This is a genomic window from Pseudomonas sp. SA195, from assembly GCF_054131565.1.
The window spans coordinates 3,737,124-3,751,263 of the sequence record NZ_CP096392.1 but is presented as its reverse complement, the minus strand read 5'-3'; the positions used below and the strand labels follow the sequence as shown (position 1 = coordinate 3,751,263).

The following is a 14,140-nucleotide window of genomic DNA, read 5'->3' as shown; positions in this document are numbered from 1 at the left end:
AATGACCGATTACAAAGCGACCCTCAATCTGCCGTCGACGGCATTCCCGATGAAGGCCGGTCTGCCCCAGCGCGAGCCGGAGATCCTGCAGCGCTGGAGCAGCATCGACCTCTACGGGAAGCTGCGCCAGATTGGCGAGGGTCGTCCGAAGTTCGTCCTGCACGACGGCCCGCCCTACGCGAACGGCAGCATTCACATTGGGCACGCGGTCAATAAGGTGATCAAGGACATCATCGTTCGTTCCAAGACACTGGCCGGCTTCGACGCGCCGTACGTGCCAGGCTGGGATTGCCACGGCCTGCCGATCGAGCACAAGGTCGAGATCACCTACGGCAAGAACCAGCCTGCGGACCTGACCCGCGAACGCTGCCGCACCTATGCTGCCGAACAGATCGAAGGGCAGAAGGCTGACTTCATCCGGCTCGGCGTGCTGGGAGAATGGGACAACCCCTACCGCACCATGGACTTCGTCAACGAGGCCGGGGAGATCCGTGCACTGGCGAAAATGGTCGAGGGCGGTTTTGTCTTCAAGGGCTTGAAGCCCGTCAACTTCTGTTTCGACTGTGGCTCCGCGCTGGCTGAGGCAGAGGTCGAGTACCAGGACAAGAAATCCGATGCCATCGACGTCGCCTTCGAGGTTGAGGACGCCGACAAACTGGCCGCCGCCTTCGGGCTCTCTAACCTGCCGAAGTCGGCCAGCATCGTTATCTGGACTACCACCCCTTGGACGATCCCGGCCAACCAGGCGCTCAACGTCCATCCTGAGTTCATCTATGCGCTGGTCGACGTCGGCGACCGTTTGCTGGTGCTGGCCGAGGAGCTGGTCGAGTCGTGCCTCTCGCGCTATGGCCTGCAGGGCGAAATCATCGCCCGTTGCGAAGGGCAGGTACTTGAACTGATCCGCTTCCGCCATCCCTTCTACGAGCGTTTCGCGCCGGTCTACCTGGCCGAATACGTGGAAACCGGGGCGGGCACCGGCATCGTCCACTCCGCGCCGGCCTACGGTGAGGACGACTTCCGTTCCTGCAAGCAGTACGGCATGGAGAACGACGACATCCTCGGCCCTGTGCAGAGCAACGGCGTGTACGTACCGGACCTGCCATTTTTTGGCGGCCAGTTCATCTGGAAGGCCAACCCGAACATCGTCGCCAAGCTGGACGAAGTCGGCGCGCTGCTCAAGCACGAAAGCATCCAGCACAGCTACATGCATTGCTGGCGGCACAAGACGCCGCTGATCTATCGCGCCACCGCCCAGTGGTTCGTCGGTATGGACAAGGTCGCCCACGACGGCAGCTCGCTGCGTCGCCGCGCGCTGGACGCGATCGAACAGACCGACTTCGTCCCCGCCTGGGGCCAGGCGCGCCTGCACGGCATGATCGCCGGGCGCCCGGATTGGTGCATCTCGCGCCAGCGCACTTGGGGTGTGCCGATCCCGTTCTTCCTGCACAAGGAAAGCGGCGAGCTGCATCCCCGTACTGTCGAGCTGATGGAGCACGTTGCCCAACGTGTCGAACAGGGCGGTATCGAGGCTTGGTCAAGGCTGGAGCCGGCCGAGTTGCTGGGTGACGAGGCGGCGCAGTACGAGAAGATCAGCGATACGCTGGACGTCTGGTTCGACTCCGGCACCACCCACTGGCACGTGATGCGCGGCTCGCATCCGATGGGCCACGACAGCGGCCCACGTGCGGACCTTTATCTGGAAGGTTCCGACCAGCATCGCGGCTGGTTCCATTCGTCTCTGCTCACCGGCTCGGCGATCGATGGCCACGCGCCCTACAAGGGGCTACTGACGCACGGCTTCGTGGTCGACGAGAACGGACGCAAGATGTCTAAGTCGCTGGGCAACGTCGTGGCGCCGCAGGAAGTCACCGACAGTCTGGGTGCGGACATCCTTCGCCTCTGGGTGGCCTCGACCGACTACTCCGGCGAGATGGCGGTCTCCAAAGTCATCCTGCAGCGCAGCGCGGATTCCTATCGCCGCATCCGTAACACCGCGCGTTTCCTTCTCTCGAACCTTGACGGCTTCGATCCGGCGCAGCACCTGGTGCCCGCCGATCAGCTGATCGCTTTGGATCGTTGGGCCATCGACCGCGCTCTGCTGTTGCAGCGCGAGATCGAAGAAGCCTACTCGACTTACAAGTTCTGGAACGTCTATCAGAAGGTGCACAATTTCTGCGTTCAAGAGCTGGGTGGCTTCTACCTCGACATCATCAAGGATCGTCAGTACACCACCGGCACCGACAGCCTGCCTCGCCGATCCTGCCAGACCGCCCTGTACCACATCGCCGAAGCGCTGGTGCGCTGGATCGCGCCGATCCTGGCCTTCACCGCCGACGAAATCTGGCAGTACCTGCCGGGCGAGCACAACGAATCGGTGATGCTCAATACGTGGTACGACGGCCTCGTCGAACTGCCGACGGGCGCCGAGCTGGATCGGGCGTTCTGGGATCAGGTCATGGCCGTCAAGGCGGCCGTGAACAAGGAGCTAGAAACGCAGCGTGCCGCCAAGACGATCGGTGGCAACTTGCAGGCTGAAGTGGTGCTCTACGCCGACGACGCGCTTGCCGCGACCTTAGCGAAGCTGGGCGGCGAGCTGCGCTTCGTTCTGATCACCTCAGGGGTGCGTGTCGCTCCGCTGGCTGAAGCGCCGGCCGCGGCGGTCGTCAGCGAACTGGCTGGCCTCAAGTTGGAAGTCGTGAAGACCGCCGATCCCAAGTGCGGCCGGTGCTGGCATCACTTGCCTGACGTTGGCTCCAACGCGGCGCACCCGGAAATCTGCGGGCGCTGCGTGGAAAACATCGAAGGCGAGGGCGAGGTTCGTCACTATGCGTGACGGCATGATTGGCAGGGGTGCCCTGGTGCCCCGTGGGACGCATGCAATGACCGCGTGGTTTCAATCATGACTGCGCGTTTCGGCAAGCTTGCCTGGCTGTGGCTCAGCGTGCTGGTCATCGCGCTGGACCAGGCAACGAAGCATTATTTCGAGGCCCGGTTCGAGCTTTACCAGACGCTGGATGTCATCCCCGGCTATTTCGCCTGGACGCTGGCCTATAACACGGGCGCGGCGTTCAGCTTTCTGGCTGATCATTCGGGCTGGCAGCGCTGGCTGTTCGCGCTGATCGCTATCGGCGTCAGTGTCGTGCTGGTGGTCTGGATGAAGCGCCTCAAGCCTTCCGAGACCTGGCTGGCAGTGGCTCTGGCGCTGGTCCTCGGTGGTGCACTGGGCAACCTCTATGACCGCATGGTGCTTGGCCATGTCGTCGATTTCATCCTGGTTCACTGGCAGTACCGCTGGCGTTTTCCGGCGTTCAATGTCGCCGACAGCGCGATTACGGTCGGCGCCGTGATGCTGGCCCTGGACCTGTTCCGTAGCAGTAATACGAGAGAAACGGCAAATGAGTGAGCAGCGCATTGGGCCGGAGACGCAAGTGACATTGCATTTCGCCCTCGGTATCGAGAACGGCGAGCAGGTCGACAGCACCTTCGACAAGCAACCGGCCACCTTCAAGATCGGCGACGGCAGCCTGCTGCCGGGCTTCGAACAGCAGCTCTACGGCCTCAAGGCCGGAGACCGTCGTACCTTCCAGATCGCTCCGGAGCAGGGTTTCGGCCAGCATAACGAGCAGAACGTACAGGTGATGCCGCGGGCCCAGTTCGAGGGCATGGAGCTGTCGGAAGGCCTCTTGGTGATCTTCAACGATGCCGCTAAAACCGAGCTGCCCGGAGTCGTCAAGCGCTTCGATGAACGCCAGGTGACGGTAGATTTCAACCATCCGCTGGCAGGCAAGGCATTGACGTTCGAAGTGGAGATTTTCGAGGTCAAGCCGGTCTGAGCAGTCAGCTTATCCCTGACGAGGCGTTACAAGCGCTAGGGATAGGGGATCCTGGCTGGCAATTCATGCCGTAGCATTTCAGGTCACTGCTGGAACAGTCGGTACACTCACAACTTACCCGCTCTGAGCGTCGAGAATTCATATGCAGATCAAACTCGCCAATCCGCGCGGCTTCTGTGCCGGCGTCGACCGCGCCATCGAAATCGTCAACCGTGCGTTGGAAGTCTTCGGCCCGCCGATCTACGTTCGCCATGAAGTGGTGCACAACAAGTTCGTGGTTGAAGATCTGCGCGAGCGAGGGGCGATATTCGTCGACGAGCTGGACCAGGTGCCGGACGGTTTCATCGTCATTTTCAGTGCTCATGGTGTGTCTCAGGCCGTGCGCATGGAGGCTGAAGGGCGCGGGCTGAAGGTGTTCGACGCAACCTGCCCGCTGGTGACGAAGGTGCACCTCGAGGTGACCAAATACAGCCGCGAGGGCCGCGAATGTATCCTCATCGGTCATGCCGGGCATCCGGAGGTCGAGGGCACCATGGGGCAGTATGACACCGCAAACGGCGGCTCGATCTATCTTGTCGAGGACGAGGAGGACGTGGCCCGGCTACAGGTCCGCAATCCCGACGCCCTTGCCTTCGTCACCCAAACGACGCTCTCAATGGACGACACCAGCCGAGTCATCGACGCCCTCCGTGCGCGCTTTCCAAGCATCGGCGGTCCGCGAAAAGACGATATTTGCTACGCCACCCAAAATCGCCAGGACGCCGTCAAGCAGCTGGCTGCCGAGTGCGATGTAGTGTTGGTGGTCGGCAGCCCGAACAGTTCCAATTCCAACCGCCTACGCGAGCTGGCCGAACGCATGGACACGCCGGCTTACCTGATCGATGGCGCACAGGATCTCAAGCAGGAATGGTTCGGCGCGAGCACTCGTGTCGGCATCACCGCCGGCGCCTCGGCACCCGAGGTGCTGGTGCGAGGCGTGATCGACCAGCTCCGTGAGTGGGGCGCCACCGGAACCAATGAGCTGGATGGCCGGCCGGAGAACGTGACGTTCTCCATGCCGAAGGAGTTGCGGTTGAAGGCGGTTTGAACGTATCTGAAAGCAAGAAGCCCGGCATCTCGCCGGGCTTCTTGCTTTCAGGTTAGCGTTTCCAGCATTCGGCAAGGGTCGACGCACTTTGTCCCTTGGCACCCGTGTTTGACAGCGTCAAGGTGCCACATTTGTCATTCGCCATGCTTCCGGTCGGTACGGCCTGCAGCACATAGGCGGTAGCTGAGGTGCTGGCCGCGACCAAGCTGATGTCGTAGGCCTTGGTTCCGCCATCCTTGGGCGCTTGCGTAAAGGGAAGGTCGGGCTCATCTCCATTGCTTTCGTCGTAGCGCCCATTAGCGGTGTAGTAGCGCTCCATGAAGTGCGCCAGTTCCATCAGGGCGGTTTCGGCGTCCGCGCGCTTAGCGGCGCGGACGTATTCTTGATAGCTGGGATATGCGATCGCGGCGATGATGCCGATGATGGCCACTACAATCATCAGTTCAATCAGAGTAAAACCACGGCTCGACCGCCGAGTCGATAAGAACGTCTTCAAAGGTTTTCCCTCACTTCATGCCAGGACAGGCGATTGGAGTCGTTGTTGTCTCCCATGACCTCGATGCATACCGGGGTTACGCCATCCTCGTCGGTACTAGATGCCGAGCTGGCATAACACAGGTAGCGTTTGCCGGTTGTCTGGTCGTTAAGTCCGATGGTGCCCTTGACCGCACCCTCATCCGGGTCGGCAACGCCGCTTACCGGAACCTTGGTACCGTCTTCCAGCTCGATGTAGTCGTTCTCATCGATATTGCCGTCGCCGTTGTAATCGAAGTACGAATAGGCAAGGCGACTACCGGTTGCCAGATCAAGACTCATGATCCAGCTGGTGCCCCCAGCATCACATGGGTTGGCTGAGGGAATCAGGGTGCTGAAAGTGACGCGGTTGCCGCCGAGTTGAGCTTGGGAGATTACCCGCTCGCCCTTGGCACCCGGTCCGCCTTTGGAGGTTTTCCACAACAGATCCAGGTACCAGCCCTTATGGCTGTCGGTCATGGTGCTCCCGCTGACTGCTCGGCCATTGAGTTCAGTACCGGTTACCTCTCTGAGAATCTCTTGCTCCAACAAATTGCTGCGTCCATCGATTTGCTCGCCGCTATCGATAATGCCGTAGAAGGACTGGACTTGAGGGGAGGTCGGAATCTCGTTGTCCGTGGTTTGGTAGAAGCTGCCGGTTCCAAATACGAGCATTAACTGGCGGTCTTTCGTGTAGGCGGCATCCAGCGGGGCGGTGATCGGTTGCGCGGCGCCCGCGGAATCTTTAGCGAGGAACAACGGAGCGATATTTCCGCCTGACTTCAGATCGCTCGGCGCATCCCAGCCACTGGGTGTCGTGCCGTTGATGTCCAGGCGCCATACCTTGCCCAGCGTGTCGGCTACGTAGATGCGATCCGCTACACGGTCGTTATCCAGGTCGACCGTCAGCGGTGCGCCCAGGTCGCCGCTTTCTGGCAAATCGAAACGTTTGATCACGCTGCCGTCCGAGGCATCCAGTATCCATACATAACCAGCAGCGGTGTCAGTCGGGCGATCATAACCGCTGGTTACGATAACGCCGAACTTACCGTTGTAGAGCGGAACCAAGCTGGGACGGCCGAGGCTGTAGCCCATTTCCGCGTGGGTGAATTCCCAGAGAACATTGCTAGCGGACATGTTGTTTGCGTTCGAAATATCCAATGCGAAGATGCTACGACCTCCCGCGCCGGACGAGCCGACCACAAGCGTTTTCCAATGGCCGCTGACGAGTGCGTCACCGATACGGGGCGTACCGTCCACATAGTAGCGGTGCGCATAGGTCGGGTCCGTCAGTTCGTGAAGTTCGTCAATCAGGTCATTCGGGACATAGGCGAACAGTTCTTTGCCGCCTGTGGTGCCGAGACTCGCGTCGAAGCCGTGCAGCATGCCGTCGTTTGCCCCGACAACCACAAGCGGTGGACGGTTCTGATAGGTGCTTTGCGAGCGGAAGGTGGTGTATGCGCTTTTGATCGTGCTCGTGAATCCGGCGCTCTCGGGTAGCTGTGAATAACCGAAGTTCGGTTTGTAGATGTACTGCGGATCAGAGTTGGCAATATCACCCAGCCGGCTGTCACGCTGCCGGAACGGGTTGTTGGGCGCAGCATCGGTGCGCTCCTGGCTGCGGTCACCCCGAATGAAGGCGAGTCGCTCCTGACCACGTTGTTCAGTCACCAAGGTTCCGCTGGCGGTGGCGCGAAGAGCGTTCTGTTGTGCAGTGTCAAGCTGGCCCCAGAGAAAGGTCCGGCCTGTGTTCGATACCCGAGCGCCTGTCGTGGCGTCAGCAGTAGGCGGTGTGGATGTCAGGATGACGCGATCCGACGTTTGGGCGTTGGTCAGGGCATCGAGCTTCTGTGCAGCCTTCCAAGTAGGGGTTTCGCTCACGGTGCCGTTGCTCGAAACTGCCTTGGCCAGCAGGTCCCCACTCCACTTGGAGCTGTCGAGCATCGACTGAAATACGACAGTATCGGTTTCCAGCTTAGTCGAATTAGTCGAAAGAGCGGCCGTGGTGCTACGAACCTCTTTTGCGATTTTGGCAAACGCGATTTTCAAGCTTTCAACCATCTTGGTGGCGTCGCTTGCTACATAAAAATTACTAGGACGAAAATCTCCGCTCGAGAGTATCTCACCGGTATTCCAAGATTCGTCTGTAAGTGCGTCCCCGAATTTATAATCGTCGGGTACGTCAAAACCACCATATTTAGCGGCAAGCCAATACTGATTGGAAGCCTTTGGTTCGAGCGTCTGGCTTTCCCGCACGTCTACCCAATGAGTGGAGACGGTCTGATCTCCTGCTTTGTCCTCGCGTAAGTCCGAGGTGTTAGCATAGTAGGCCAAACCAGCAATATAGGCGGAATTGTCGCGACCAGAAAATTCATTTGATGCAGTCTTAACGATACCTTCAAGATCGAAGACCTTCTGGGTCCAAAGGTTCACGTTAAGATTATCCCCGGCGACGGGAAGATCACGATCAGCGTGCGTGTACACGTCGCCAATACCAAGGATAACGTTCTTTTGACAAGCGTACTGAATCGGGTCTGTCCAATCCGTAATGACTGGGAATTTATCTCGCTGTGCTTCATTGGTTATGTTTGAGTAGCCGGCTACATCGCCTAAATTACGAAAGTAACGAAGCGCGGCATAGTAAAGCTCGCTCACCGGATCTCTAGACTTGTGCTTGTTTGTTAGCTCGCCAAACTTGTTTATGTAGTTGATGACTCCGCTATTTCCGATACTGGAGCTGCGCGGATTAACATGGAGAATGCCCGTATCGGCTGACCACTCGCTGAGGCTGTTCTCTAGTTCATTCGGGTTGCCCGGTACACGTTTAGTCTGTCCCACGTAGTCTTGTGGCGCGCGCATTACCCCGCCGTTACGCCCATTGCCATCTTCGTTAACGTAGCTAAAAACGCTGTAACGAATGTCCTTGGAGTACTGCTGGATCAGGCCTTCAGGTTTCCATAGGTTGTCTCGGTATTTCGTACAGTTACTTTCTAACAAGCCAGCTTTGCAAACTTCAATCCTGACAGTAAAGTATTGAGTGACTGTGGCGTTGTTTTTCGTGTACGTGAAACGAACGGTTTTGTTTTTCTGAAAGTCAGTGCCGCTTGTAACTGAGCTGGTGAGTGAAATACTCCCAAAAGGCGTTGTTTTGTTTGCGTTTGTTCCGTTGATTGTACGGTTGGGAAAGTAGCTACTGCTGCCTCCGCGAGTGGCCTTTTCAAGTATCGTCATGGAGTCAGTGTCCACAACGCGGTATCCGCCAGTAAGGGCCTTTCGAAACGGGTCGATAGTCTGAGTTGTCGCCCAGTTTAGGTAGTTTCCGCTCCATTTTGCTTCGCTGTTTCCAGAGCAATCTCTAGCAGTATTCATCTCCGTCATTGGGGTGAAGTACCCGCCCCCTGATGCGGTTGTAACTGATCCAAAATAAGGATGGGTGAACGCTTCTGATATAAATTTATAGCACTTCCCGGAATCAAAGTAGCCAGTGTAAGTGGTGGTATTACTATAATCGCCTAAGTTGGCTACGCTGATGACTGTCGGGTGCTCTACGGATGGGACAAGTGCAAGATTGCCCGGAACATTTCCGCCGCCGAGAAGCAGCGGAGTTTGCGATACGTCGGCAACAGCCTGGCTGGCGCATAATGTCCAAGACAGTGCAGTTCCGGCCAGAAGCAACGGGCGCCACGTAGCGGCAAGGCCGTTCCAGGGCATGCGGCGATGGTTGAGCGGCATCATGTCACTCCTCTACGAAATACAGGGAACGAAGGGTTACCTTCGAGTCCGGGCTGGCGCCGGTGCCGGTTGCTTCGATGCGTACCAGAACGAAGTCGAGAATCAGCGACTCGCCGGCGGCGAGCGAGTCGCCGCCAGCTGTCATGGGATTGACCATGTTCTGCATATCGAGCTGTCCCGGATGGGGCAGGCGTGTAACGGTATACTTCGGGGCTTCGTATACGTTTCCGTTAAAGCCAGAAAAGGTCACGACGTCTGGAGATTCATCGTTGACCGGATAGAGCGTGTCGTTGATCAGATCTGAGTAGTCTGTCTTGACCTCTTGTTCGGCGAAGCGAAGGGCCGCCTCCGCCGCCTGGAATGCGAGTGCATGATCGCGCATGTTTCCCGCCATCCGTTCCTGCAGGTTGGTGTCACGCATAGCCGCAGCACCAAGAATGGTAAGGAGCAGAAGCATGATCAGAGCGACGAGCAGTACTGCGCCTTCTTGTTTGGATGGGCCGAAAGTTCCTTTTTTCATGGCAAGCGATTCCGGATGGCGACGGTGGCTGTGTAGACCTGAGCGACGCGGTTGTCCTTGATGGTGACGGTGCCGTCGTCCTCATAGAGAGCGAATTCGTCATCCCGGTCGATGCCGACGATGGCTGGAAAGACGAATTTCTGCGGTTCCTCAAGTACATTGGTTTCCGGACTTATCGCGATGACAGATATACGTGCCGAAACGACCTTGTCCCAATCGCCCTCTCCGGTGGAGACAAGATTGTTCGTACCAGCCTTTACATACTCATCCGCCAGCCGATCGCCGTCCTTGTCCAGGCCGTAGGTGACTTGCATCTCGATGATGCCCTCGACGAGCTCCTCTACAGTCGGGTTTGGACTCAGTACGCGGCGGTAAAGAGACGGAGGGCGGTCGTTATTCTCGCGGATGAAATAGGTATGGCTGCGCAGGACATGGGCCATGAATTTATTGCTGTACGCTTGGCTCATTCCAGTACCGTCGTTTCCAGGGGTAACGTTATTTCCCGCTGTTTGAAAAGTGTTAGCGTTTTGGTTGTTCGAGTTTTGAAAGAGATCGCAGCCAGTCGAATTGGCAACCATAACTACTTGGCCGCTATAGGCGCCTGTTGCACTTTTTACGCCGATGTTTTTATCTCCGGCTTTATTATTTCCGTTTGGTTCGAACTCTGCGCCATCGCCAGCGTACTTCACGATAAATGTATCCGTATCTGGGCGTACAGTATCGGCGGCATCGAAAAAGACCGGTTTACTGTTCTCCCAACCTTGGATTGCCGGAGTCGTGCTGTAAGCATTTTTAAGATCAGTTGAAGCAGCGGCAAGATTTAGATGGTTGACTGGCTCGCTTAAGCACTCGCCCTTATACCCCGCCTGCCTTACATCGAACGCCATGAAGTCAGTCGCAAAGCGCCCCGCTTCCTGAACACGGGCGACCGCCGTATTGGTGCGATACATGTCCTTGCTGGAAAGGAATACCTGCAGAACGCCGCCTAGCAGGATCAGACTGATCAACATGGCGACCATCAGCTCGACGAGCGAAAGGCCCGCCTGCCGGTAAAAGGAGACTGGTTTCATAGCTGCGTCCGGTAGACAAAGGTTTCGCGATCGTCGTCATCGGCTTCGTCGATGCGCCCTCGGTTGTCATTCCACTCGATGGAAACCGTGAACACTCTATCGTTACGGACGACACTGCCTTGCGCGTCCGCCGAAAGCAGGCACGAGAGCGAGTTCAGCCATTCGGCCACGTCTCTCTTGGCAAGTGTGCCGCTGGGGGCGATATCCGGATCACAGGTCTGGTTCTGAAGCGCGATGTCGTAGACGCCATTGAGCGCTTCGGTGCGATTGGCGCGCATGCGGTCGATGATGTCGTAGGCGAGTACCGTGGCTTGGGAGCGGTAGTAAGCGCTCTGGTTGCTTTTCAATGCTGTCATCTGCATGCCGGCCAGGCCTAACAGGCCGACGGAGAGAATCAGCATGGCCACGAGCACTTCGATGAGCGTCGCGCCTCGCTGGAGAGAAGAGGGAGGAAGGGGGCTTCTCATGGGCACGTTCCTTTTGTGCTCGTCACTCGTCCTGTGGCGGTGAGGGCGATGGTGTACTGCGGCTTGCCAGTGCAATTATCGAAGGCAACGGTGAAGGCGGAGTCGGTGGTCTTGGTCAGCAAACCATTGGGGCGGTACGTCAAGGTTTCATTGGGCCCAGAGACCGAATCCCGATCGCCTACCGCTTCCCATACGCGAAGTACGTCGCCACCGTTTACCTTCACCAACCACCCGTTGCCCCAATCGACGGCATCTGCGCATGCGTTCGCGGCGCGGCGGCAGATATCCACTCTCACACCTCGCTTGACCGCTTCGGAGCGAGCGAACTGCAACGCTGTCGTCAGGTCGTTGGCAATGGTCTGGGTTCGGTTGTTCTGAATGGTGTCTCGGAACGAGGGCGCCGCGATCGCCAGCAAGATCGCGAGGATCGCCAGCGTAATCATCAGCTCGATCAGCGTAAAGGCTCGGGAGTGATGCATGGTTTTTCTCAGTCTCAGGGTCATCGAATCATCCCGTTTTGCCGTTCGGCTTCCCACGTTGCCCAGATGTCCGGTCGGTTTCCGGGGCTGTGCGGCATGTTAGGTGCAAAGGTCGTCAGCTTCGGGTGCGTCAAGTCTCGCGCGGCCTGTGAGGTTGATCACAATCTTCTTTAGCGGCGTATTTTGTCGGCACAGAATGAAGGTGCCGTTGAGGCTGTGCGTCGTGCCATCGGGTTTGAAGGTCATATATCGCTGCTGGCGAAAGTTTCGCCATTTCCAGCTATGGCTCGCCGTGACCGCAGTGGTACGTAGCGTGGAGTCGCTCTCGTCGATCGCGCCGTTGCCATCCACATCGTCGAATATCAACACATGGCCACTCCACATCGCCTGGTCATCGCAGCCGGCCGCTCCAGCGCAAATGCTGACCGGCTGTCGAGTGGTTATCGCCCTGTTTCTTGCAAAGTTGAGGTCCGCTAGTAGCTGGTTGACAAGCGTGCGCTGGCGAACCGATTCGAGGGACGAGTTGAAGGTTGGGATTGCGATGCTCAACAAAACGGCCAATACCGTGAGGGTGATGAGCAGTTCGACAAGCGTGAAGCCTTGATCCTGATTCGGCATGGTGCGGTTCCTTTGCACGTATGATTGCGCCTTCCTGGCGGTGTCGCCTTGCTTCGCCAGCCCGTGGCGAAGCGGGCTTTTTAGATCAGCGCGGCGGCCAGTCCAAGAGTCAAAGCCCAAAAATGTGAACCTGAAGCCGGAGGCGGAGTGAAGCATCGGACGATTGTGGTGGGAGGCGGCGTCATCGGTTTGCTGTCGGCGTACACGCTGGCGGGCTTGGGTGACGAGGTGGCTGTGATCGAGGCGGGCGAGTCCGGACGCGAAGCCTCCTGGGCGGGCGGTGGTATCGTTTCGCCCCTTTACCCCTGGCGCTACAGCGCGGCGGTGACGGCTTTGGCGCATCCATCGCAGGACTTCTATCCACAGCTGGGCGCGGCGCTGGCCGAGCAGACTAGGATCGATCCGCAAGTCTACGAGACGGGCCTTTACTGGTTGGATCTGGATGACGAGGACGATGCACTGGCCTGGGCCCAGCGGGAGGGGCGGCCCTTGCGGCGATCGGCGATGGAAGAGGTGCGCGCTGGGGTGCCCTCGCTGGGCGAAGGCTTCTCCAACGCTATCTACATGCAAGGCGTGGCGAACGTACGCAACCCAAGGTTGCTGCAGGCGTTGCGCGCAGCACTGGCGGGTATGCCCAACGTGTCGCTCATCGAGCAATGCCCGGTCGAAGGCTTCCTGCAGGAGGAGCGCAGGATCGTAGGCGTACGCACGGCCCGCGGTGATATGCGCGCCGAGCAGGTCGTAGTGGCGGCTGGCGCCTGGAGTGGCACGCTGCTCGCGACGCTTGGGCTGTCGCTACCGGTCAAGCCGATGAAGGGGCAGATGATTCTGTTCAAGTGCGCCGAGGATTTTCTGCCGAGCATGGTGCTGGCCAAGCGGCGTTACGCCATCCCGCGGCGTGACGGTCATATTCTGGTCGGCAGTACGTTGGAGGATGTTGGCTTCGACAAGACGCCGACCGAGGACGCATTGGCCAGCCTCTGGTCAACTGCCATCGAGTTACTGCCCGGGTTGGCCGATGCCGAGGTGGTCAAGCATTGGGCTGGTCTGCGCCCGGGCTCGCCGGACGGGGTGCCTTATATAGGCCCGGTGCCGGGTCACGAGGGGTTGTGGCTCAACTGCGGGCATTTCCGAAACGGGCTCGTCCTGGCGCCGGCGTCCTGTCAGTTGCTGGCGGACCTGATGCTGCGACGGCCGTCGCGCATCGATCCAACCCCCTATGCGCCTGCCGGTCGGCTCTGACGGCGCGGCGATCACTGATGCTGGAAGGCGGATCGCTTCCAATGGCTGGCGATCCGAAGGGCGGGGCCCCTACGTCCAGGGCGCGTTTGCTGTTAAATTGCCCCCCTTTGTGGCATCTGGCGCGACAGCGATTTGCTCGAGGTTTCCGTGGTCAAGAAAACCAACTCCTTTTCCGGCCTTGGCGGGCTGGTGTTTTCCACCGACGCCGGGCGGCACTGCCCTGAATGCGGTCAGCCGCTGGGCGCCTGCGTGTGCAAGCAGGCTGCGGTACCAGAGGGTGATGGTGTCGCCCGAGTTCGCCGCGAGAGCAAAGGGCGAGGCGGTAAGACGGTGACGACCATAACCGGGGTGCCCTTGGCTGAGGCCGAGCTCAAGGAGCTCGCCAGCGCGCTGAAGCGACGTTGCGGCACGGGTGGTGCCCTAAAGGAGGGCGTCATCGAAATTCAGGGTGACCATGTTCAATTGCTCATCGACGAGCTGACCAAGCGCGGACTCAAAGCCAAGAAATCGGGCGGTTGACAGCCGCTTCAACCAAACTCGAGCCCTTGCGCTTATTTCTTTCCATCCCGGCGGTCCAAC

Annotated in this window: 13 protein-coding genes; 6 read left to right on the top strand and 7 right to left on the bottom strand. The window is 58.7% G+C overall.

All coding sequences use genetic code 11. The features are described 5' to 3' along the window. Window position 1 precedes the first annotated feature (1 nt). The 4 genes from ileS to ispH all read left to right on the top strand — a co-directional run bounded on the left by ileS (window position 2) and on the right by ispH (window position 4,920). Window positions 2-2,833, top strand: coding sequence for an isoleucine--tRNA ligase (ileS, locus tag M1D78_RS17450; protein WP_437421247.1), 2,832 nt, complete (start codon window positions 2-4; stop codon window positions 2,831-2,833). Window positions 2,834-2,899: 66 nt separating this feature from the next. Further along, entirely contained in the window at window positions 2,900-3,403 is a 504-nt protein-coding gene (lspA, locus tag M1D78_RS17445; RefSeq protein WP_437421246.1) for a signal peptidase II, read from the top strand. Continuing rightward, on the top strand, window positions 3,396-3,833 hold the full coding sequence (gene fkpB, locus M1D78_RS17440; protein WP_437421245.1) for an FKBP-type peptidyl-prolyl cis-trans isomerase: 438 nt from the start codon (window positions 3,396-3,398) through the stop codon (window positions 3,831-3,833). Before lspA ends, fkpB begins: the two co-directional genes overlap by 8 nt. Before the next feature lie 142 nt (window positions 3,834-3,975). Further along, window positions 3,976-4,920: a 4-hydroxy-3-methylbut-2-enyl diphosphate reductase gene (ispH, locus tag M1D78_RS17435; RefSeq protein ID WP_437421244.1), complete on the top strand. Its 945-nt coding sequence runs from the start codon at window positions 3,976-3,978 to the stop codon at window positions 4,918-4,920. A gap of 52 nt (window positions 4,921-4,972) precedes the next feature. Here ispH and M1D78_RS17430 read toward each other — a convergent pair whose 3' ends face one another. The 7 genes from M1D78_RS17430 to M1D78_RS17400 all read right to left on the bottom strand — a co-directional run bounded on the left by M1D78_RS17430 (window position 4,973) and on the right by M1D78_RS17400 (window position 12,475). After that, window positions 4,973-5,416, bottom strand: coding sequence for a type IV pilin protein (locus M1D78_RS17430; protein ID WP_437421243.1), 444 nt, complete (start codon window positions 5,414-5,416; stop codon window positions 4,973-4,975). Beyond that, window positions 5,413-9,168 (bottom strand): pilus assembly protein, encoded by a 3,756-nt coding sequence (locus M1D78_RS17425; RefSeq protein WP_437421242.1) that lies wholly within the window; start codon window positions 9,166-9,168, stop codon window positions 5,413-5,415. Before M1D78_RS17425 ends, M1D78_RS17430 begins: the two co-directional genes overlap by 4 nt. 1 nt (window position 9,169) lies before the next feature. Then, entirely contained in the window at window positions 9,170-9,685 is a 516-nt protein-coding gene (locus M1D78_RS17420) for a pilus assembly PilX family protein (RefSeq protein ID WP_437421241.1), read from the bottom strand. After that, window positions 9,682-10,755, bottom strand: coding sequence for a PilW family protein (locus M1D78_RS17415; RefSeq protein WP_437421240.1), 1,074 nt, complete (start codon window positions 10,753-10,755; stop codon window positions 9,682-9,684). Before M1D78_RS17415 ends, M1D78_RS17420 begins: the two co-directional genes overlap by 4 nt. Continuing rightward, on the bottom strand, window positions 10,752-11,222 hold the full coding sequence (gene pilV / locus M1D78_RS17410) for a type IV pilus modification protein PilV (protein ID WP_437421239.1): 471 nt from the start codon (window positions 11,220-11,222) through the stop codon (window positions 10,752-10,754). Before pilV ends, M1D78_RS17415 begins: the two co-directional genes overlap by 4 nt. Beyond that, complete coding sequence (locus M1D78_RS17405; RefSeq protein WP_457933080.1) at window positions 11,219-11,701, bottom strand: GspH/FimT family pseudopilin; 483 nt, start codon at window positions 11,699-11,701, stop codon at window positions 11,219-11,221. The genes pilV and M1D78_RS17405 overlap by 4 nt, the downstream gene beginning before the upstream one ends. A 99-nt stretch (window positions 11,702-11,800) precedes the next feature. Then, window positions 11,801-12,475, bottom strand: coding sequence for a GspH/FimT family pseudopilin (locus M1D78_RS17400; protein WP_437421237.1), 675 nt, complete (start codon window positions 12,473-12,475; stop codon window positions 11,801-11,803). Here M1D78_RS17400 and thiO point away from each other — a divergent pair. Together thiO and M1D78_RS17390 are read left to right on the top strand one after the other, a co-directional pair. Continuing rightward, complete coding sequence (thiO, locus tag M1D78_RS17395) at window positions 12,467-13,561, top strand: glycine oxidase ThiO (RefSeq protein WP_437421236.1); 1,095 nt, start codon at window positions 12,467-12,469, stop codon at window positions 13,559-13,561. The two genes, M1D78_RS17400 and thiO, sit on opposite strands and share 9 nt — an antisense overlap. 147 nt (window positions 13,562-13,708) lie before the next feature. Then, a complete protein-coding gene (locus M1D78_RS17390) occupies window positions 13,709-14,080 on the top strand; it encodes a translation initiation factor Sui1 (protein ID WP_437421235.1) in 372 nt (123 codons plus the stop codon). The last annotated feature ends 60 nt before the right edge of the window (window positions 14,081-14,140 follow it).